This is a genomic window from Streptomyces sp. NPDC043685, from assembly GCF_056436585.1.
In genome coordinates this window covers 142408-159188 of record NZ_JBWKCH010000003.1, presented here as the reverse complement: position 1 = coordinate 159188, position 16781 = coordinate 142408, and the positions used below count along the sequence as shown (strand labels likewise).

Genomic DNA, 16781 nt, shown 5'->3' with positions numbered 1-16781 from the left:
GTCGCGCGAAGGAGGCAAAGAAGTGCCGGTGGAGATCACCTGGTGGGGTCACGCCACTTGCACCGTCGAGGACTCGAACGTGCGCGTGCTCACGGATCCCCTGTTCGCGCGCCGGCTCGCACACCTGCGCCGCCGGCGCGGGGCCCTGCCGCCGCCGGGCGCCCCGCGCGCGGACGTGGCCCTGGTCTCGCACCTGCACGCCGACCATCTGCACGTGCCGTCGCTGATGCGGCTCGCCGAGGGCACGCGCCTGCTCGTGCCCCGGGGCGCGCGCCGGGCGGTGCCCGGACTGCGCCGGCTCACACACCTGCGGGTGAGCGAGGTGGCCCCCGGGGACGAGATTCCGGTCGGCGACCTCGTCGTACGGGCCGTGCCCGCGCTGCACGACGGGCGGCGGCTGCCGTTCGGGCCGCAGCGCGCCCCCGCCCTCGGCTACGTCATAGCCGGCGAGGCCCGGACGTACTTCGCCGGGGACACCGGGCTGTTCGACGACATGGCCAAGGAGGTCGGGCCGGTCGAGGTGGCGCTGCTGCCGGTGGGCGGCTGGGGGCCGTACCTGGGCGAGGGGCACCTGGACGCGGGCCGGGCGGCGCAGGCGCTGGAACGGCTGGCCCCGCGCAGTGCGGTGCCGGTGCACTACGGCACGTACTGGCCGATCGGCATGGACGCCGTGCGCCCCCACGAGTTCCACGCGCCGGGGGACGAGTTCGTCCGGCTGGCGGCCCGGCACGCGCCGGACGTGGCGGTGCACCGGCTCGGGCACGGCGAGAGCGTGCGCTGGGAGGCCGCGCGGTGAACTGGTCCGCGCCCCTGGCGTTCACGCCCCTGTTCGCGGCGTCGGCCCTGACACCGGCGGCCCTGCTCCCGGAGAGCACGCAGCAGGCGATCGGCTATCCGACGCTCTTTGTGCTGGTGCTGGCCGGGGCGCTGGTGCCGGTGATTCCGACGGGGGCGCTGGTGAGTTCGGCGGCGGTGGTCGCCGTGCACCGGACGACGCCGTTCTCACTGGTGCTGGTGTTCGTGACGGCGTCGCTGGCGGCGTTCCTCGGCGATGCGGCACTGTACTGGCTGGGGCGGCGCGGGCTGAAGTCGAAGAACGGGTCGCGGTGGCTGGAGGCGCTGCGTTCACGGGCGCCGGAGGACCGGCTGGAGCAGGCGCAGGAGAAGCTCGCCGCGCACGGGGTGGCGGTGCTGGTGCTCTCGCGGCTGGTGCCGGCGGGGCGCATCCCGGTGATGCTGGCCTGTCTGCTGGCCCAGTGGCCGATGCGGAGGTTCTCCCGGGGGAACCTCCCGGCGTGTCTGGCCTGGGCCGTGACGTATCAGCTCATCGGGATCCTCGGGGGGTCGCTGTTCGCCGAGCCGTGGCAGGGAGTGGTGGCGGCGATCGCGCTGACCGTGCTGATCAGCGTGGTGCCGACGGTGGTGCGGCGGGTGCGGTAGCGCCATGGGGGTCATGGTCGATTCCGGGGCGCGGGTGCGTCGTGGTTCTTCGCGCGGTTCCCCGCGCCCCTGATCTCACCTACAGCACCTTCGACGCGCCCACCGGCATGTCCCACAGGTTCTCCCGGGGAAGTCCCGCCTTCTCCCAGGCCGCTCGCACCCGCGTCAGGGGCTCCATGACCGGTTCCGCGGACAGGACGAACGTCGCCCAGTGCATGGGGGCCATCCTCGCCGCGCCCAGGTCCTGCGCCGCGCGCACCGCCTCCTCCGGGTCGCAGTGCACGTCGCGCAGCCACCAGCGGGGATCGTAGGCGCCGATGGGCAGCAGGGCCAGGTCGATGCCGGGGTAGCGGTGGCCGATGCGGGAGAACCAGTGGCCGTAGCCCGTGTCGCCCGCGAAGTAGACGCGTTGGCCGTCCCGGTCGGTGAGGACCCAGCCGCCCCACAGGGTGCGGCAGGTGTCGGTGAGGCTGCGCTTGGACCAGTGGTGGGACGGGACGAAGTCGAAGCGGACGCCGTCCAGTTCGGCGGCCTCCCACCAGTCGAGCTCCGTCACGCGCGTGAACCGGCGGCGGTGGAACCAGCGGGCGAGCCCGGCCGGCACGAACACCGGGGTGTCACGCGGGAGTCGGCGCAGCGTGGGGGCGTCCAGGTGGTCGTAGTGGTTGTGGCTGATGACGACGGCGTCGACGCGCGGCAGGTCCTCCCAGGGGACGCCCACCGGGGTGATCCGGGCCGGGGTGCCGAGGATGCGGCGGGACCACACCGGGTCGGTGAGGACGGTCAGCCCGCCGATGCGCAGTACCCAACTGGCGTGCCCGGCCCAGGTGACGGCGACGGTGCGGGCGTCGACGCGGGGCAGCGGGGCCGGGGCGTAGGGCAGCCGGGGGATGTCGGCGAGGCCCTCCGGGCCCGGTCTCACCGCGCCCTCCCGGGCGAAGCGGGCCATGGCCTTCAGGCCCGGGAGCGGCGCGGTCAGCCGGTCGTGGAAGCTGCGCGGCCACACCCGCCGTTCGGCCGGCGGCCGGGGTTCTGCCAGGGGCGGGGAGGGGGGCGCGAGGGGCGACGGGGGCGCGGGCTCGGCGGGCTCCTGGGTGGTCGTGCCGGTGGTCGACTCGGACTGCTGCGTCATCGAGGAGGCTCCCATCGCTGAGCGTCGTCGCGGAGATCGTCGAAGGCCGACTTCAGTCGGATCAACGCGCGGTGCACGTGCGGCAGTTCCAACGGCGTGGGTGAGGTGAGGCATTCCACGCGTTCCGTGTCGGAACCGGCCACCAGCGCACCGGTGGAGAGCCGCACGCGCGGCGCTTCGAGGTCGTCGCCGAAGCGGTGCCCGCCCGGGGCGGGCATCCCGAGGCGGGCGGTGAGGAAGTCCTCGAGTTCCTGAGCGTCCGCGACGCCGTGCGCGCTGAGCGCGGGCCGCAGCGGGGCCAGGTCGACGTACAGGTGGCGGCCGGAGCGCGGGGGCCGGGCGAGAGCACCCGCGGCGACGACGGCGGAGTGCGCCTCGGCGGCCAGGAGCGCGTGCAGGCGCACGGCGCCCGCCACGCGCGCCCGGACGGGCTCCGGTTCCCCGAGGGCGTACGCCGCCGCCGTGGCGACGGGCGCGGCGACACGGGCGTCGAGGGCGGTGAGCACGTCGAGCACGCGTGCGTGCAGGCCGTCACCCTCCTCACCGGCCGGGAAGCGGGCCACGGCGGCCGGCCAGCCGGGCGGGAGCAGTGCGCCGGCCAGGTCGGTGACGACGGTGACCCGGTCGGGCACCATCTCGGCGGGGCTGAGCAGCACGGTGTCGTGCGGGTCGTGCACGGTGTCGCGCCAGGTCTCGTCGCTGACCAGGTGCAGGCCCTCCCCCTGGGCGGCCTCGACGGTCTCATGCAGCAGTTCGGGCGGGGCGACGGTCGCGGTGGGGTCGTCGGCGACGGACAGCACCAGCAGCCGGGGGTCGCCGCCCTCGGCGCGGACCCGGCGCACGGTCTCCAGCAGCGCGTACGGGTCGGGGACGCCACCGCTCTCCGGCGGGGTCGGCACCTGGAAGGCGGGGCGGCCCAGCAGCCGTGCGTAGGGCGCCCACCAGGCGGCGCAGGGTCTGGGGACGAGGACGTCGCCGCCGAGGGCGGCGGTCAGGGCGAGCAGCAGCGCGGGGGAGCCGGGCGCCGCGGCCACGCGCTCCGGGTGGCAGTGCAGTCCGCGCCGGTCCCAGTAGCCGCAGGCGGCCTCACGCAGGGCCGGGCCGCCGCCGACCGGCTCGTGGTCCCCCCGGGACGCGGCGGCGGCGAGCACCGCGGACAGCTCGGGCAGAACCGGCAGTCCGTCCTCGGGGAGCGGCGGCCCGAACCGGACGGGACCGTGACCTTCCGGGGCCGTCCGCCGCATCCGTACCTCCGCAGTGCCTGGTGCCGCCGTGTCTGTGTCACCCTCGGCGCGTGCGCCGTCCGCTGCCCTGGGTCACCGAGTACCCGCTGTGGCGCCGCCCCATGGCCGCCCGGCCGGGTTGTGACGATCACAGCATGAGCGGGCCCGGGCCGGGGAAGCGGGCCCGTTCCGGACGGTGGGACCGGCCCGGCGGGTCAGCGGTGGGGGCCGGGCTCCCGGTTGCGCAGCCGGTGCACGGCGGCCGCGCAGGCGCCCGCGATGAGCAGTCCGCCCGCGACCATGGCCGGCACGGAGTCGGTGAAGGCACCGCCGTCACCGGCGCGCACCCCGCGCCCGATCACCGCCGCCTCGCATGCCGTGGGGCGCGGTTCGCCGTGGTGCCCGGGTTCGGGGCAGGGCTCGTGGGTGGGGTGGTGCGTGGGCTTGTACGTCGGCGTGTGGGGCCCGGAGCCGTGCGTCACGGTGAACGTGGCGCTCCACGGCTTGCCCTCGCCGCCGGGGGCGGCCGGGCAGTCACCGTCGACGGTCCACGCGGAGTCCTCCCCCGCGGCGTCCGGATCGCCCTCGAAGTTCTCGGCGGAGGCGATACGGGCCGTGCCCCGGTAGGCGGGGCCGGAGACCTCGTCGTCGTTGCCGGTGACGCGGCGCAGTGCCACCGTGCCCTCGTCGAAGGCCTGCGAGGTGGCGTCGATGCTGTCGGGCGGCGGCCCGCCGGTCGGATCACAGCTGACCGAGACGGTGAGCGTGCCGCCGGGCTGGACGGCGGCGGGACTGACCTCGGCGGCCGGTTCGGCGGACACGGCCGGCGCGAAGCCCACCAGGGCTGAGCCGGCCAGGGCGGCGGCGGACAGGGCGTGCAGGCTGCGGCGCATCGAGGGGACTCCTTCGGTAGTCATACCCCTCTGCCATGACAGCCCGCCCGCACCGGGCCCGCGCGGGGCCGGGCCCCATTAGCGGGACGGCGCCCGCCGTCCGGGTGACGGCGCGGCGGCCGGGTGTCTCAGGCCACGTCCCGCATGACCTGTTCCCGCACCCGGCCGCAGCAGCGGCTGATCAGCCGGGACACGTGCATCTGCGAGATTCCGAGCTCCTCGGCGATCCGGCTCTGCGTCATGTCGCCGAAGAACCTCATGTAGAGGATCGTCCGCTCCCGCTCCGGCAGCGCCGCCAGCCCCGCCTTCACCGCCTCGCGGTCGACGACCGTGTCCAGCGCCGCGTCGCAGGAGCCCAGTGCGTCGCTCAGGGAGTATCCGTCCTCGCTGCCGGACAGCTCCGCGTCCAGGGAGAGCGCGGAGAAGCTCTCCAGCGCCTCCATGCCGGCCCGGACGTCCTCCTCGCTCAGGTCGGCGTGCTCGGCGATCTCGGCCACGGTGGGGCGGCGGCCGGAGATGGTCTGGGACAGGTCCTGGCCGGCGACCCGGACACGGTTGCGCAGGTCCTGGACGCGGCGGGGTACGTGCAGGGTCCACATGTGGTCCCGGAAGTGCCGCTTGATCTCGCCGGTGATGGTCGGCACGGCGTAGCTCTCGAAGGCGTTGCCGCGCTCGGGGTCGTACCGGTCGACGGCCTTGACCAGGCCGAGGGCGGCGACCTGGCGCAGGTCCTCGGCGTTCTCGCCGCGGCTGCGGAACCGTCCGGCGAGGCGGTTCGCCATGGGCAGCCAGGCCTCGACGATCTCGTCGCGGAGCGCGTCGCGCTCCGGTCCGGCGGGCGACGCGGCGAGCCTGCGGAAGGCTTCGGCGGTGTCGGGGGCGTCGTCGTGGGGGTGCTGCTTCGCGCTGATTCGGGTCGGCATGATGCGTCGCAATCCCTTGAACATCTGGCGGGCCGGACGGTCACCGTGAGAGCGCATCCGCTGTGGGACAGGGCCTCGGTGGCGGCGCGCGACGCCGCTCCCACGGACGTGCCTCCTGTCCGAAGCACTGTCGGGCGCCTGCCCCCCGCCCCCACCCCCAAACCCGGAGAGGTCGCGGCGGGGCTCGAGTGAGGCCTCAGGGCGAAGGCGCGGGAGTCCCTGCCGGGGTGGGAGAAGAGGTGGCGGCGGCCGCGGGGGACGCGCCGGCCGGTTCGCGCCGGACGGTGTCCTCCTGTGCCAGCAGCAGTTCCTCGTAACGGCCCAGAACCAGCACCACACCGAGCATGACCAGCGGGATGAGCACAGCGAGCATCGCCATGACGGGTCCTTCCCCAAAGAGGTGTGGGGGGTGCGATCCGGGTCTCCCGCAGGACATGGCGCAAACCGGTGGGTGACGGCGATCGGGTCCGCGCACCCGGTGTCGGCTCCGGGTGTTCGGGTACGCGGTGCGGGCCCCCGAACGTCTGGAGGGAGACATGCAGCGAGGCAGCGACCGGCTGAGCGTCCACCGGGACGACGAGATGAAGCACGAGCTCCAGGGTCTGCTCAGGTCCGGGCATCCCACCCGCAGTGAGGAGTGGCACGACCCGGAGCCTGCCGCCGAGGACGACCCAGAGGTCGCCCACGGGCCGGTGACGCCGAGCCGTGCGCCGACGTCCCTGGAGTCGGTGCGACTGGAGCTGGCCCGGATGCTGGGCCGCAGGGCGTTCCCCGCGGGTCCGCGCGAGCTGACCCGCGAGCTGCGCGGCCACCAGGCGCCCGACGCCCTGGTCGAGGCCCTGGAGGGGCTGCCGCGCCAGGAGCGCTACGGCAACGTCCAGGAACTGGCCCAGGCCCTGGTCCGGGCCCGTGAGACCGGGCCGGAGGAATACGCCTGAGAGAACCGCGTCGGGGGCATCGCGGTCCGCCGTGGTGCCCTCACCGACCCGGGACGGGAGGGAAGGCCCAGAGATGGCCGAGTACGTCAAGGACGTGATGACAGCGGGCGTGGTCGCCGTGCGCCCGGACGCCTCGCTCGTCGAGGCGGCGCAGTTGATGCGTACGCAGAACATCGGCGACGTGGTGGTGGCCGAAGGGCAGGACGTGATCGGTGTGCTCACCGATCGTGACATCACGGTGCGGGCGGTCGCCGACGGGGCCGACCCCATGACGGTCAGCGCGCAGACCGTGTGCACGCGGAACCCGGTGACGGTCACGCCGGACGACCGGGTGTCGACCGCCGTGACGCTGATGCGCGAGCACGCGGTGCGCCGGCTGCCGGTGGTGGAGAACGGGCTGCCGGTGGGGATCGTGAGCCTCGGCGACGTGGCCGAGGCCGAGGACCCCGCGTCGGCGCTCGCCGACATCAGCCGGGCCGAGCCGGACGCGCAGGGCACCTGAGCAGGCGCGCGAAGACCGAGAGACCCAGAACAAGCACGAGAACAAGCACGAGAACGACGAGAACGAGCGCGGAGCGACGCGGCGCACTGGCGTGCCGCTCGCTCCGGGAAGGACGTTGAGCATCATGCGCATCGCGTTTCTGGTGGCACCGGAGGGCGTCGAGCAGGTCGAGCTGACCGATCCGTGGCAGGCCGCGAAGGACGCGGGACACGAGCCCGTGCTGGTGTCGACGCAGCAGGGCGAGATCCAGGCCTTCCACCACCTCGACAAGGCGGACACGTTCCCCGTGGACGAGGTCGTGGGCGACGCCTCGCCGGACTCCTTCGGAGGCCTGGTGCTGCCGGGCGGCGTCGCCAACCCGGACTTCCTGCGGATGGACGACAAGGCCGTCGCGTTCGTCCGGGACTTCTTCGAGCAGGGCCGGCCCGTGGCGGCGATCTGTCACGCGCCGTGGACGCTGGTCGAGGCGGACGTCGTCCGCGGCCGGGAGCTCACCTCCTGGCCGAGCCTGCGGACGGACATCCGCAACGCCGGCGGGACCTGGGTCGACCAGCAGGTCAAGGTCTGCGACCACGGGGCCGGCAAGCTGGTCACCAGCCGCAAGCCGGACGATCTGAAGGCGTTCTGCGACACCTTCCTCGAGGTGTTCGCGCAGCAGGCCGGCTGATCACCCGGGACCGTCCGCGCCGTCCCGTACCGGCCGGGTCCTCGCAGGGGCTCAGGTGCCGGGGGTCGTGGGAGTCGCCGACTCCCCGCTCCCCCGCTCCCGGGCCCCTTCGCGTGTGCGGCCCGCGGCCACCGGGCGGCGCGGGTTGCGGCGCAGGTACTCGCCCTCCAGCTGTGCCATGCGCTCGTTGTGGACGCGCAGCGCGTCGTTCGAGCCGTACAGCAGCGTGTCGTGGCGCGTGCGGTGGATGGTCTCCAGCTCCTTCATGAGCTGCTGGTCGTCCAGCCGGTCAGGGTTCACTCCGGTCATCGTGTCGCCCCGCTCGTCGTGTTCGTTCATGAGGGCCGGGTACCCGCCCGCGGAGCAGCTGAGCACGACCCCGAGCGGCATCCGGGAGGAACCATGGATCTCGCTTTTCTGCACCCACTGTACGAACACCCCGGGCCTTGGGCCTCCGTGTACGTCGACACCTCACGGCACTCGGAGAGCACTGCTCACGAGCGGGGGCTGACGGCCCAGGCGATGGCCGGGGACCTGTCGGCGCAGGGGGCGGACGAGGCGACCTGCCGGGCGGTGCGGGGCGCGATCGAGGATCTGCGGCACTCCTCGGAGCCGCACGGCCGGGCCCTGTTCGCCCGGGACGGCGAGGTCGTGCTCGACCCGCCGCTGGTCCGTCCCCCGCAGGGCGGCGACTGGGCCGCATGGGGGACGCTGCCGCGGGTCGCGCCACTGTTGGAGCTGGCAGGCGAGGACCCGGTGTGCGTGGTGGCGTACGTCGACCGCAGGGGCGCGGACTTCGAGCTGCGCAGCGCGCTGGGCCGCGAGGACGCCGGGAGCGTCACCGGGCGGCGGTGGCCGGTGCACCGGACGAGTTCGGCGGAGTGGTCCGAGCGCCGTTTCCAGCTGCGGGTGGAGAACACCTGGGAGCACAACGCGGCGGAGATCGCCGACGCGCTCGCCGTGTGCCAGGAGGAGACCCGGGCCGACCTGCTGATCCTCGTCGGTGACGACCGGGAACGGCGGTCCGTGCGCGAGCGGCTGCCCAAGCGGCTGCACGACCTGGTGGTCGAGGCGCCGCACGGCACCGCCGGCCGGCTGCTGGACGAGGACGTGGAACGGGCCCGGGCCGAGCACGTGGCGCGGCAGGCGGAGGCGGAACTGGACCGCTTCCGCGCCGCCCGCACCCCGGACGACGAGGGCCGGGCCGGGGCCGTGGAGGGTGTGCCCGCGCTGGTCGAGGCGGCCCGGGAACACCGTATCGACGAGCTGCTGATCAGGGTCGACGGGCCCGACGCGCACCGTGAGGTGTGGATCGGCGAGGACCCGGATCAGCTCGCGGTGCGCCGCACGGACCTGAAGGTCCTCGGCGAGCGGCACGCCTGGCCGGCCCGGGCCGACGACGCGCTGATCCGTTCGGCGGTGGCCACGGACGCGCCCGCGCTGTCCGTTTCCGAGCGGGAGGTTCCCGTGGGGGGCCTCGGAGCGCTGCTGCGCTGGAAGTGACGGTGAGCCGCACCCCGGCCCCGCCGGGTCCTCGCGGGTGCGCTCGGCCCTCCCACGTGCGGGTCCGCGGTGGCCGCCCCGCGGTTCCCCGCGCCCCTGGGGACCGCGGCCCCCGGGGTGCGGCTCAACGGGCCCGTTCCACCCTGCGCTCGTCCCAGACCGCCTCCGGGGTCTCCCGGACCCGGCCGTCGCTGCCGAAGACCAGGAAGCGGTCGAAGGAGCGGGCGAACCAGCGGTCGTGGGTGACCGCGAGGACCGTGCCGTCGAAGGCCTCCAGGCCCTCCTGGAGCGCCTCGGCGGATTCCAGGTCCAGGTTGTCGGTCGGCTCGTCCAGCAGCAGTGCCGTCACGCCCTGGAGCTCCAGCAGCAGGATCTGGAAGCGGGCCTGCTGGCCGCCGGAGAGGCGTTCGAACGCCTGCTCCGCCTGGTGGGTGAGCTCGTAGCGGCGCAGGCGGGACATCGCCGCACCGCGGTCCTGTGCGTGCTCCTTCCACAGGATGTCGAGGAGCGTGCGGCCCTCCAGCTCCGGATGGGCGTGCGTCTGCGCGAAGTGTCCGGGCACGACCCGCGCGCCCAGTTTCCAGTCGCCCGTGTGCGCCACGTCGTCGCCGGCCAGCAGACGCAGGAAGTGGGACTTGCCGGAGCCGTTGGAGCCGAGGACGGCGACGCGCTCGCCGTAGAAGACCTCCAGGTCGAAGGGCTTCATCAGGCCGGTGAGCTCCAGGTTCGCGCAGGTGAACGCGCGCACACCGGTGCGTCCGCCCTTGATCCGCATCGTGATGTCCTGCTCCCGCGGCGGCTCCGGCGGCGGGCCGGCCTCCTCGAACTTGCGCAGACGGGTCTGCGCGGCCGCGTAGCGGGAGGCCATCTCATGGCTGACGGCCGCCGCCTGGCGCAGGGTCAGTACCAGCTTCTTCAGCTGTGCGTGCTTCTCGTCCCAGCGCCTGCGCAGCTCCTCGAAGCGGGCGAAGCGCTCGCGCCGGGCGTCGTGGAAGGTGGCGAAGCCACCGCCGTGCACCCAGGCGTCCGCCCCCGCGGGCCCGGGCTCCAGGGAGATGATCTTCTCGGCGGCGCGGGCGAGGAGTTCACGGTCGTGGGAGACGAACAGCACCGTCTTGCGGGTCTCCTTCAACCGCTCCTCCAGCCACCGCTTGCCGGGGACGTCGAGGTAGTTGTCGGGTTCGTCGAGGAGCAGCACCTCGTCGGTGCCGCGCAGCAGCGCCTCCAGGACGAGCCGTTTCTGCTCACCGCCGGAGAGGGTGCGGACCTCCCGGAACTGCGCCTTGTCGTACGGCACCCCGAGCGCGGCCGTGGTGCACATGTCCCACAGCGTCTCGGCCTCGTAGCCGCGGGCCTCGGCCCAGTCGGCGAGGGCCTGTGCGTAGCCCAGCTGCGCGGCCTCGTCGTCCACGGTCATGATGGCGTGCTCGGCGACGTCCACGGCGCGGGCCGCCTCGCGGATGCGGGGCGGCGCGACGGACACGAGCAGGTCCCGCACGGTCGTCTCGTCGCGTACGGATCCCACGAACTGGCGCATGACCCCGAGCCCGCCGCCCACGACCACGGACCCGCCGTGCGGCTTGAGTTCTCCGGCGAGCATCCGCAGCAGGGTGGTCTTCCCCGCGCCGTTGGGTCCCACGAGGGCCACGACGGCCCCCTCCCCCACCCGGAACGACACGTCACCCAGCAGCGCCCTTCCGTCGGGCAGGTAGTACTCCAGGTGCGCGGCTTCGAGGTGTCCCATGGGCGCGATTGTGCGGGGGCGCGGGGGTCCGCGGCAAACGGATTCGGATGCCGCGGGTGCCTTTCAGACCCGTTCCAGCGGCCGATGGGGTCCGCTGGGGAGTTCCGTCTCGATCGGGTCGCCGGGTCGCACCACGCCTCCCTCGCGCACCACGGTCATGATCCCGGCCTTGCGCACGACGTTCCCCGCTTCGTCCCGCCCGACGACCCGCTTCAGCAGCCCGTCCTGGAAGTGGTCGATCTGGACGCAGGGGTTGCGCAGCCCGGTGACCTCCAGGACCGCGCCGTCGCCGATGCGCAGCAGGGTGCCGGTGGGCAGTCCGAGCAGGTCGATGCCGCGCGTGGTGATGTTCTCGCCGAGTTCGCCGGGCGCCACCTCGAAGCCGTCCTCGCCGACCTCGGCGAAGAGCTCCTCGTGGATGAGGTGGACCTGGCGCAGATTCGGCTGGGTGGGGTCCTGAGCCATGCGTGAGCGGTGCTTGACCGTCACCCCGGCGTGCACGTCCCCTTCCACCCCGAGCCCGGCGAGCAGCGTGATGCTCTCCCGGTTCGGCTTGGTGAACGTGTACTCCCCGTTGCTGCTGACCGCCGTCACATGGCCGCTCATCGGTCGTTTCCCCCTGTTTCGGTCGTGGTGATCAACCGTCGTGATCCACCACGAGCCTGCCCGCCGGCCCCCGGCGTGTCCAGCCCCGCCGAGGCGCTCGCACCGCGGGGCGCCCGGCGGACCGCTCCACCACCGGGTCCTGACACAGCGTCAGTCCGAATGACGGGATGGGGGTCTCATCATACGGGCGGACTGCGTACCGTGATCTCACGCCGACCCGACCGGAAGGGGTGGGATCCGCCATGCCGGAACCCCGGGAGACCGCCGTCTACACCCACGGGCACCACGAGTCCGTGCTGCGTTCGCACACCTGGCGGACCGCCGCCAACTCCGCCGCCTACCTGCTGCCTTCGCTCGAGCCCCACATGAGGATCCTGGACATCGGCTGCGGCCCTGGGACGATCACCGCCGACCTGGCCGGGCTCGTGCCGGACGGGCGGGTCACCGGCGTCGACCGGGTGCCGGAGATCCTGGAGCAGGCACGTGCCACGGCGGCCGCACAGGGACGGGACAACGTCGACTTCGCGGTCGCCGACGTCCACGCCCTGGACTACCCGGACGACACCTTCTGCGTGGTCCACGCCCACCAGGTGCTCCAGCACGTGGGCGACCCGGTGCGGGCGCTGCGCGAGATGCGACGGGTCGTCCGGCCCGGCGGCCTCGTCGCCGTACGGGACGCCGACTACGAGGCCATGACCTGGTATCCGGCGTCCGAGGGGCTCGACACCTGGCTGGATCTGTACCGTCGGGTCGCCCGGGCCAACGGCGGTGAACCGGACGCCGGGCGCCGGCTGAGGTCCTGGGCCCTGCGGGCCGGGTTCACCGACATCACGGCGACCTCCGGCACCTGGACCTTCGCCACGGCCGAAGAGCGGGCCTGGTGGAGCGGACTGTGGGCCGACCGCACCCTGGCGTCGGCCTATGCCGACCGGGCCCGCGAGGGCGGACACACCGACGAGGCGGGACTGCGGGACGTGGCCAGGGCCTGGCGGGAGTGGAGTACCCGGGAGGACGGGTGGTTCAGCGTCCTGCACGGAGAGATCCTCTGCCGCAAGGAAGCCTGAAACGCCGATTCCGGGACACTCTGGAAGCAGGAGGTTCGATTATGGTTCCCATCCTGCTTGTGCTGCTTCTGGCCTTGATTCTTTTCGGCGCCGGATTCGCAGTGAAGATTCTCTGGTGGATCGCACTCGCGGTTCTCGTCGTGTGGCTGTTGGGATTCCTTGTCCGTGGCACCTCGGCATCCGGCGGCCGGGGTCGCTGGTACAGGTGGTGAATGCGGACGCGCGTCCCCGGTCCTGAGGTCAGGGCCGGGGACGCGCGTGTCTCGTCGCGTGTTCCGTCCGCCTGTCAGTCCCGCGGAAGCAGCGGTCCGAGCGGCCCGAGGTCCAGGTTGAGGTCCTCGGGCCGCAGGCCGTAGCGGTCGCGCAGTTCCGTCATCCGCTCGTCGAGCAGCATGAGGGTCAGCCCGATGCGCTCCTCCTGCTCCTCGCTGAGATCACCCACGTCGAACCGGCGCACCGCCTGGCGCTCCATGAGCTGGCGCAGCAGCTCCACCACCGTCAGCACGAGTTTGACCAGGTCGCGCTCGACCGTGTCGGGCTCCAGTTCCATCCGGCGGGAACGCGGCCGGGGCTGGTCGGGGGTGGTCACAGCAACTCCTCGAACGGTGAGGGCACCTGGGCGTTCACCGAGCTGATCAGCGCGTTGAGATCGATACGGACGAGGTCGACGTCGGCGATGCGCAGTGTGATGTCCCCCGTGATCACGACGCCGCCGGCCAGCAGCCGGTCGAGCAGGTCCACGAGGGCGACCTCACGGCGTTCCACTACGGTCACGTCTTGTCTCCGTCGTTCATGTGGTCTCCCCGGCGAAGGAATAGGCCGCCCAGGGGCCGGTGAGTTCGATGCGCATTCCGGGAACCTCACCCTTCGTGCGGTCCACCAGTTCCACGAACTCCTCGGAATGCGCACGCGGCACGAGATAGGCGGCGTTCAGCACGTTCCGTCCGGTCGCCTTGGAGAGCGCGGGATTCTGCGGGGGGTGCAGCCGGGAATCCTCGGCGAAAGCGGAAAGCTCCTCGTGCAATTGCGTGGAGAAGGCCTCGGCCTTCTGCCACATCTCCTCCTGGGAGCGGGACTGCATGCGCCGCTGCCGCAGGTAGTCCCGGCCCGACGCGGGCTTCTGCGCGGGCCGGGCGCTCTCCTGGGCTTCGGGCTCGGCGTACACCTTCACGCCCCACTCGACCCTGCCCTCCAGCCGGTCGAGGGTGCGCCGGAAGTCCTCCTCACGGGCCTCGATCATCGTCCGCACGCCGCTGTCGTCGTGGAAGACGGTGCCCAGCCGCAGCGGCAGCGGGGTCGTGACGGTGGTGAGCGCGTCGATGACGCCCTGGTGGGCGCGGGCGGTCTCGGTGAGCCAGTCCAGGTCCTCCAGATGGGCGCGGAGCGGCTCCTCGGCGAAGTCCCGCTCCGGCACGTGGCTCACCACGGCCACCAGGCCGTGGTGAGCCAGTGCCCTGGGCGGGTCACCCGCCACACCCGTCAACTGGGCCTGGAGCGGGGTACCGAAGGGGCGGCAGACGGCGTAGACGTACCGCAGTCCGGTCACGGTGCCTCCTTCTTCTCCGCGCGGCCGGGCTCCAGTTCCTCCAGCCGGGCCAGCCTCTCGCGCAACTCGGCGTTCTCCCGGGTCAGTTCGTCACGGCGGGCCCGTGAGCTCAGGGCCGGGTCGGTCTCCCACCAGTCGATGCCCATCTCCTTCGCCTTGTCCACCGAGGCGACGATCAACCGCAGTTTGATCGTGAGGAGTTCGATGTCGAGCAGGTTGATCCGGATGTCGCCCGCGATGACGATGCCCTTGTCCAGCACCCGTTCAAGGATGTCGGCGAGGTTGGCACCGCTTCCCTGACCGTAGGGTTCGGGCATCCTGCTGGGCGTCGTCATCGCCGGCTCCCTGCCTCGACTTCCTGGTCCTCGTCCTCGTCCTCCTCGTACTCACCCTCGGGCTCTTCCTCCTCCTCGGGCTCTTCCTCCTCGTCGTACTCGGCCTCGGATTCCTTCTCGTCCCCGGGCTCTTCCTCGTCCTCGTCGTACTCGGCCTCGGAGTCCTCGTCGTACTCGCCCTCGGGCTCCTCTTCGCCCTCCGGCTGCTCCTCGTCCTCGTCGTACTCGGCCTCGGCGTCCTCGGAGTCCTCGTCCTCGGAGCCCTCCTGGCCGGACTCCTCCTCGGATTCCTCCTCGGATTCCTCCTCGGCGAGCGCGTCCTCGTGGCTCTGCACGACCTCGCCGTCGCGGATCTCACCGCGCCAGCCGTCCTCCGCCTCGCCCTTGATGGTGATGAAGCGGACGAAGTTCTTGAGGTCGAGCCGGGCCCGCCGGCCCTGGGCGCGCCAGATGTTGCCGGTCTTCTCGAAGAACCCGGAGGGGTAGTACTCGATGACCAGCAGGACCCGGGTCAGGTTGTCGGTGAGCCGGTGGAAGGAGACGACGCCCTTCGTGGTGCCCTTGGCACCCTCCGAGGTCCAGGCGATGCGGTCGTCGGGAACCTGCTCGGTGGTCTTCGCCTTCCAACTGCGGTTGGACCACCAGATCTTCGCCTGCCAGTCGGAGTGGGTGTCGTCGTCGCGGCTCGCGCTCTTGACACCCTTGGCGAAGGTGCTGAAGTCCTGGTACTTCGTCCACTGGTCGTAGGCGGTGCGCAGCGGCACGCCCACGTCGATGTGCTCGATGATGACGGTGGGCTTGTTGCCGGAACGGCCCTTGCCCTTCTTGCCCTTGCCGCCACCGCCCAGGTTCTTGAAGGCGCCTGTGACCTTGTCCTTGAGGCTGGAACCGCCGACCTCCAGTGCGGAGCGCAACGGGCCCTTGCCCTCGGCGATCTTGCGGCCGCCGTCGAGGGCGAGCTTGGCGAAACCGGGGCTGTTGCCTTCGGCTATGTCGTTCAGCTTGCCGGTGGTCTCGCCGAGCTTGCGGCCGACGCCGGTCAGCATGCGGGTGGCCTGGGCGGCCAGATACTCCTGCACTTCGGCCTTGAGCCGGTCCGCGGCCTCGCTGTGGGCCAGGTCGGTGAGCGGGTTCTTCGCCGCTCCGTCGGCGGCGGACTTCGCCGAGCCGAGTGTCTCGCTCATCCCTCACCGCCTCCCTTCGGCAGTCGGGAGCGGGCACTGCCGCCTCTGCTCCCGGAGGTCGCCTTCTTGGCGGCCGTGGTCTTCTTCGCCGCCGTCTTGCGGCCCGCTGCGGTCTTCTTCGCCGGGGCCTTCTTGGCGGTCTTCTTGGCGGGGGCCTTCTTGGCCGTCTTCTTCGCGGGGGCCCTCTTGGCGGGGGCCTTCTTCGCGGCCGGCTCGGATTCCTCGTCCTGCTGCGAGGCGGAGTCGCCGGACTCGTCGTCCTCCTGTTCCTCGTCCTCGGCCTCTTCGTCCTCGTCCTCGGCGTCGGCCTCGGGCTCTTCGTCCTCGCCCTCTTCGTCCTCGGCTTCGGCCTCGGGCTCTTCGTCCTCGCCCTCTTCGTCCTCGGCTTCGGCCTCGGGCTCTTCCTCGGTCTCTTCCTCGGACTCGGGCTCTTCCTCGGCCGCCTCGTCCTCGGGCTCGGCGTCCTCGTCGTCCTCCTCGCCGTCCCGGCTCTTGCCGGGCACCACGCCCGTCAGCTGGTCACGTACCTGGGCGGTACGGCCGTGCAGCCGGTCGGCGAGGGCGTCGATCTGCCGCTCGACCATGGCACCGGAGGCCGCTTTCCCGACACCACGCAGATCCTCGCGCAGCTGGTCCCCGATCTCCTTGAACTGCGGGTTGTTCCGCAGCTGCTGCTGAAGCAGATCCCCGACCATGCGCGGGCTCAGATTCAGCTTCTTCCCGGCGACCAGGCCACCGACGGCCACCGCCATCTTCAGTTTCTTGGTCCGTCCCAGGAGGTATCCGGCCCCCACGGCGAGGCCCAGTCCCACTCGGTTCATGGTGTTGTCCCGTTGCCTGTTCCCGCGCTCCCGCGCGAAGCGGTCTCCAACCGGTCGAGGAGGTCGTCCTCAAGACGGTCGAACTCCTCCTCGGTGATCTCTCCGGCCTCCATCTGTTCCTCGAGGCGAGCCAGCTCGGCCCGTATGGTGGCGGGGTCGTAGTAGATCCGCTCGGCCTCCTGGACTACCTGTTTGACGGCCCAGGCGCTGCCGCGTACCGGTGCGAACGGCAGCAGCAGCACCTCGGAGATCAAGCCCAC

The 16781-nt window shown here is 72.4% G+C and carries 23 protein-coding genes; 8 read left to right on the top strand and 15 right to left on the bottom strand.

Features of this window, described 5'->3' with window-relative positions:
* Positions 1-22 precede the first annotated feature (22 nt).
* Positions 23-796, top strand: a complete 774-nt coding sequence (locus tag AC0665_RS09960) for an MBL fold metallo-hydrolase (protein WP_468403636.1) — start codon at positions 23-25, stop codon at positions 794-796.
* Between the two features lie 29 nt (positions 797-825).
* A complete protein-coding gene (locus AC0665_RS09955; protein WP_468404819.1) occupies positions 826-1440 on the top strand; it encodes a DedA family protein in 615 nt (204 codons plus the stop codon).
* 79 nt (positions 1441-1519) lie between these two features.
* Here AC0665_RS09955 and AC0665_RS09950 read toward each other — a convergent pair whose 3' ends face one another.
* The 5 genes from AC0665_RS09950 to AC0665_RS09930 form a co-directional block, all read right to left on the bottom strand.
* Positions 1520-2572, bottom strand: a complete 1053-nt coding sequence (locus AC0665_RS09950; protein WP_468403634.1) for an MBL fold metallo-hydrolase — start codon at positions 2570-2572, stop codon at positions 1520-1522.
* Complete coding sequence (locus tag AC0665_RS09945) at positions 2569-3816, bottom strand: aminotransferase class I/II-fold pyridoxal phosphate-dependent enzyme (protein WP_478609382.1); 1248 nt, start codon at positions 3814-3816, stop codon at positions 2569-2571. The genes AC0665_RS09950 and AC0665_RS09945 overlap by 4 nt, the downstream gene beginning before the upstream one ends.
* Before the next feature lie 194 nt (positions 3817-4010).
* Positions 4011-4688, bottom strand: a complete 678-nt coding sequence (locus AC0665_RS09940) for a hypothetical protein (protein WP_478609384.1) — start codon at positions 4686-4688, stop codon at positions 4011-4013.
* A gap of 128 nt (positions 4689-4816) precedes the next feature.
* On the bottom strand, positions 4817-5611 hold the full coding sequence (locus tag AC0665_RS09935; protein ID WP_478609386.1) for an RNA polymerase sigma factor SigF: 795 nt from the start codon (positions 5609-5611) through the stop codon (positions 4817-4819).
* 196 nt (positions 5612-5807) lie between these two features.
* Complete coding sequence (locus AC0665_RS09930; protein ID WP_478704771.1) at positions 5808-5990, bottom strand: hypothetical protein; 183 nt, start codon at positions 5988-5990, stop codon at positions 5808-5810.
* Between the two features lie 157 nt (positions 5991-6147).
* Between AC0665_RS09930 and AC0665_RS09925 the strand changes: the two genes are divergently transcribed.
* The 3 genes from AC0665_RS09925 (at position 6148) to AC0665_RS09915 (ending at position 7718) form a co-directional block, all read left to right on the top strand.
* A complete protein-coding gene (locus AC0665_RS09925; RefSeq protein ID WP_468403624.1) occupies positions 6148-6549 on the top strand; it encodes a DUF2795 domain-containing protein in 402 nt (133 codons plus the stop codon).
* A gap of 73 nt (positions 6550-6622) precedes the next feature.
* Entirely contained in the window at positions 6623-7051 is a 429-nt protein-coding gene (locus AC0665_RS09920) for a CBS domain-containing protein (RefSeq protein ID WP_478609388.1), read from the top strand.
* 124 nt (positions 7052-7175) lie between these two features.
* Positions 7176-7718: a type 1 glutamine amidotransferase domain-containing protein gene (locus tag AC0665_RS09915; RefSeq protein WP_478704770.1), complete on the top strand. Its 543-nt coding sequence runs from the start codon at positions 7176-7178 to the stop codon at positions 7716-7718.
* A 51-nt stretch (positions 7719-7769) separates the two neighbouring features.
* On the opposite strand, the gene AC0665_RS09910 is transcribed toward AC0665_RS09915, so the two are convergent.
* On the bottom strand, positions 7770-8057 hold the full coding sequence (locus AC0665_RS09910) for a DUF6158 family protein (RefSeq protein ID WP_468403620.1): 288 nt from the start codon (positions 8055-8057) through the stop codon (positions 7770-7772).
* Between the two features lie 63 nt (positions 8058-8120).
* Between AC0665_RS09910 and AC0665_RS09905 the strand changes: the two genes are divergently transcribed.
* On the top strand, positions 8121-9221 hold the full coding sequence (locus tag AC0665_RS09905; RefSeq protein ID WP_478609393.1) for a baeRF2 domain-containing protein: 1101 nt from the start codon (positions 8121-8123) through the stop codon (positions 9219-9221).
* A gap of 124 nt (positions 9222-9345) precedes the next feature.
* Here AC0665_RS09905 and AC0665_RS09900 read toward each other — a convergent pair whose 3' ends face one another.
* Both AC0665_RS09900 and AC0665_RS09895 read right to left on the bottom strand, forming a co-directional pair.
* Positions 9346-10965 carry an ATP-binding cassette domain-containing protein gene (locus tag AC0665_RS09900; RefSeq protein WP_468403616.1) on the bottom strand — a complete coding sequence of 540 codons (1620 nt, stop codon included), beginning with the start codon at positions 10963-10965 and terminating at the stop codon, positions 9346-9348.
* Between the two features lie 63 nt (positions 10966-11028).
* Complete coding sequence (locus AC0665_RS09895; RefSeq protein ID WP_468403614.1) at positions 11029-11571, bottom strand: MOSC domain-containing protein; 543 nt, start codon at positions 11569-11571, stop codon at positions 11029-11031.
* 242 nt (positions 11572-11813) lie between these two features.
* On the opposite strand from AC0665_RS09895, the gene AC0665_RS09890 reads away from it, so the two are divergent.
* Positions 11814-12635 carry a methyltransferase domain-containing protein gene (locus tag AC0665_RS09890; RefSeq protein WP_478704769.1) on the top strand — a complete coding sequence of 274 codons (822 nt, stop codon included), beginning with the start codon at positions 11814-11816 and terminating at the stop codon, positions 12633-12635.
* A 41-nt stretch (positions 12636-12676) separates the two neighbouring features.
* On the top strand, positions 12677-12847 hold the full coding sequence (locus AC0665_RS09885; protein ID WP_363122702.1) for a hydrophobic protein: 171 nt from the start codon (positions 12677-12679) through the stop codon (positions 12845-12847).
* Between the two features lie 74 nt (positions 12848-12921).
* Here AC0665_RS09885 and AC0665_RS09880 read toward each other — a convergent pair whose 3' ends face one another.
* Genes AC0665_RS09880 through AC0665_RS09850 form a run of 7 tightly spaced genes read right to left on the bottom strand, consistent with a single transcriptional unit; the run spans position 12922 to position 16781 of the window.
* The gene (locus tag AC0665_RS09880; RefSeq protein WP_468633121.1) at positions 12922-13185 is read right to left on the bottom strand and encodes a gas vesicle protein K; all 264 of its coding nucleotides are present in this window, start codon (positions 13183-13185) and stop codon (positions 12922-12924) included.
* A 35-nt stretch (positions 13186-13220) separates the two neighbouring features.
* Complete coding sequence (locus AC0665_RS09875; protein WP_003994122.1) at positions 13221-13409, bottom strand: gas vesicle protein; 189 nt, start codon at positions 13407-13409, stop codon at positions 13221-13223.
* A gap of 16 nt (positions 13410-13425) precedes the next feature.
* A complete protein-coding gene (locus AC0665_RS09870; RefSeq protein WP_478609397.1) occupies positions 13426-14181 on the bottom strand; it encodes a GvpL/GvpF family gas vesicle protein in 756 nt (251 codons plus the stop codon).
* Positions 14178-14516 carry a gas vesicle protein gene (locus AC0665_RS09865; RefSeq protein ID WP_031108661.1) on the bottom strand — a complete coding sequence of 113 codons (339 nt, stop codon included), beginning with the start codon at positions 14514-14516 and terminating at the stop codon, positions 14178-14180. The genes AC0665_RS09870 and AC0665_RS09865 overlap by 4 nt, the downstream gene beginning before the upstream one ends.
* A complete protein-coding gene (locus tag AC0665_RS09860) occupies positions 14513-15700 on the bottom strand; it encodes an SRPBCC family protein (RefSeq protein ID WP_478609400.1) in 1188 nt (395 codons plus the stop codon). Before AC0665_RS09860 ends, AC0665_RS09865 begins: the two co-directional genes overlap by 4 nt.
* Positions 15697-16521 carry a DNA primase gene (locus tag AC0665_RS09855; RefSeq protein ID WP_478704768.1) on the bottom strand — a complete coding sequence of 275 codons (825 nt, stop codon included), beginning with the start codon at positions 16519-16521 and terminating at the stop codon, positions 15697-15699. Before AC0665_RS09855 ends, AC0665_RS09860 begins: the two co-directional genes overlap by 4 nt.
* Entirely contained in the window at positions 16518-16781 is a 264-nt protein-coding gene (locus AC0665_RS09850) for a gas vesicle protein GvpG (RefSeq protein WP_478704767.1), read from the bottom strand. The genes AC0665_RS09855 and AC0665_RS09850 overlap by 4 nt, the downstream gene beginning before the upstream one ends.

What these genes read in the sequence shown, in the direction of transcription:
- AC0665_RS09950 (WP_468403634.1), bottom strand. Translation starts at nt 2,572, where the DNA reads ATGACGCAGCAGTCCGAGTCGACCACCGGCACGACCACCCAGGAGCCC.
- AC0665_RS09945 (WP_478609382.1), bottom strand. Translation starts at nt 3,816, where the DNA reads ATGCGGCGGACGGCCCCGGAAGGTCACGGTCCCGTCCGGTTCGGGCCG.
- AC0665_RS09940 (WP_478609384.1), bottom strand. Translation starts at nt 4,688, where the DNA reads ATGCGCCGCAGCCTGCACGCCCTGTCCGCCGCCGCCCTGGCCGGCTCA.
- AC0665_RS09935 (WP_478609386.1), bottom strand. Translation starts at nt 5,611, where the DNA reads ATGCCGACCCGAATCAGCGCGAAGCAGCACCCCCACGACGACGCCCCC.
- AC0665_RS09930 (WP_478704771.1), bottom strand. Translation starts at nt 5,990, where the DNA reads ATGGCGATGCTCGCTGTGCTCATCCCGCTGGTCATGCTCGGTGTGGTG.
- AC0665_RS09925 (WP_468403624.1), top strand. Translation starts at nt 6,148, where the DNA reads ATGCAGCGAGGCAGCGACCGGCTGAGCGTCCACCGGGACGACGAGATG.
- AC0665_RS09920 (WP_478609388.1), top strand. Translation starts at nt 6,623, where the DNA reads ATGGCCGAGTACGTCAAGGACGTGATGACAGCGGGCGTGGTCGCCGTG.
- AC0665_RS09915 (WP_478704770.1), top strand. Translation starts at nt 7,176, where the DNA reads ATGCGCATCGCGTTTCTGGTGGCACCGGAGGGCGTCGAGCAGGTCGAG.
- AC0665_RS09910 (WP_468403620.1), bottom strand. Translation starts at nt 8,057, where the DNA reads ATGAACGAACACGACGAGCGGGGCGACACGATGACCGGAGTGAACCCT.
- AC0665_RS09905 (WP_478609393.1), top strand. Translation starts at nt 8,121, where the DNA reads ATGGATCTCGCTTTTCTGCACCCACTGTACGAACACCCCGGGCCTTGG.
- AC0665_RS09900 (WP_468403616.1), bottom strand. Translation starts at nt 10,965, where the DNA reads ATGGGACACCTCGAAGCCGCGCACCTGGAGTACTACCTGCCCGACGGA.
- AC0665_RS09895 (WP_468403614.1), bottom strand. Translation starts at nt 11,571, where the DNA reads ATGAGCGGCCATGTGACGGCGGTCAGCAGCAACGGGGAGTACACGTTC.
- AC0665_RS09890 (WP_478704769.1), top strand. Translation starts at nt 11,814, where the DNA reads ATGCCGGAACCCCGGGAGACCGCCGTCTACACCCACGGGCACCACGAG.
- AC0665_RS09885 (WP_363122702.1), top strand. Translation starts at nt 12,677, where the DNA reads ATGGTTCCCATCCTGCTTGTGCTGCTTCTGGCCTTGATTCTTTTCGGC.
- AC0665_RS09880 (WP_468633121.1), bottom strand. Translation starts at nt 13,185, where the DNA reads ATGGAACTGGAGCCCGACACGGTCGAGCGCGACCTGGTCAAACTCGTG.
- AC0665_RS09865 (WP_031108661.1), bottom strand. Translation starts at nt 14,516, where the DNA reads ATGACGACGCCCAGCAGGATGCCCGAACCCTACGGTCAGGGAAGCGGT.
- AC0665_RS09860 (WP_478609400.1), bottom strand. Translation starts at nt 15,700, where the DNA reads ATGAGCGAGACACTCGGCTCGGCGAAGTCCGCCGCCGACGGAGCGGCG.
- AC0665_RS09855 (WP_478704768.1), bottom strand. Translation starts at nt 16,521, where the DNA reads ATGAACCGAGTGGGACTGGGCCTCGCCGTGGGGGCCGGATACCTCCTG.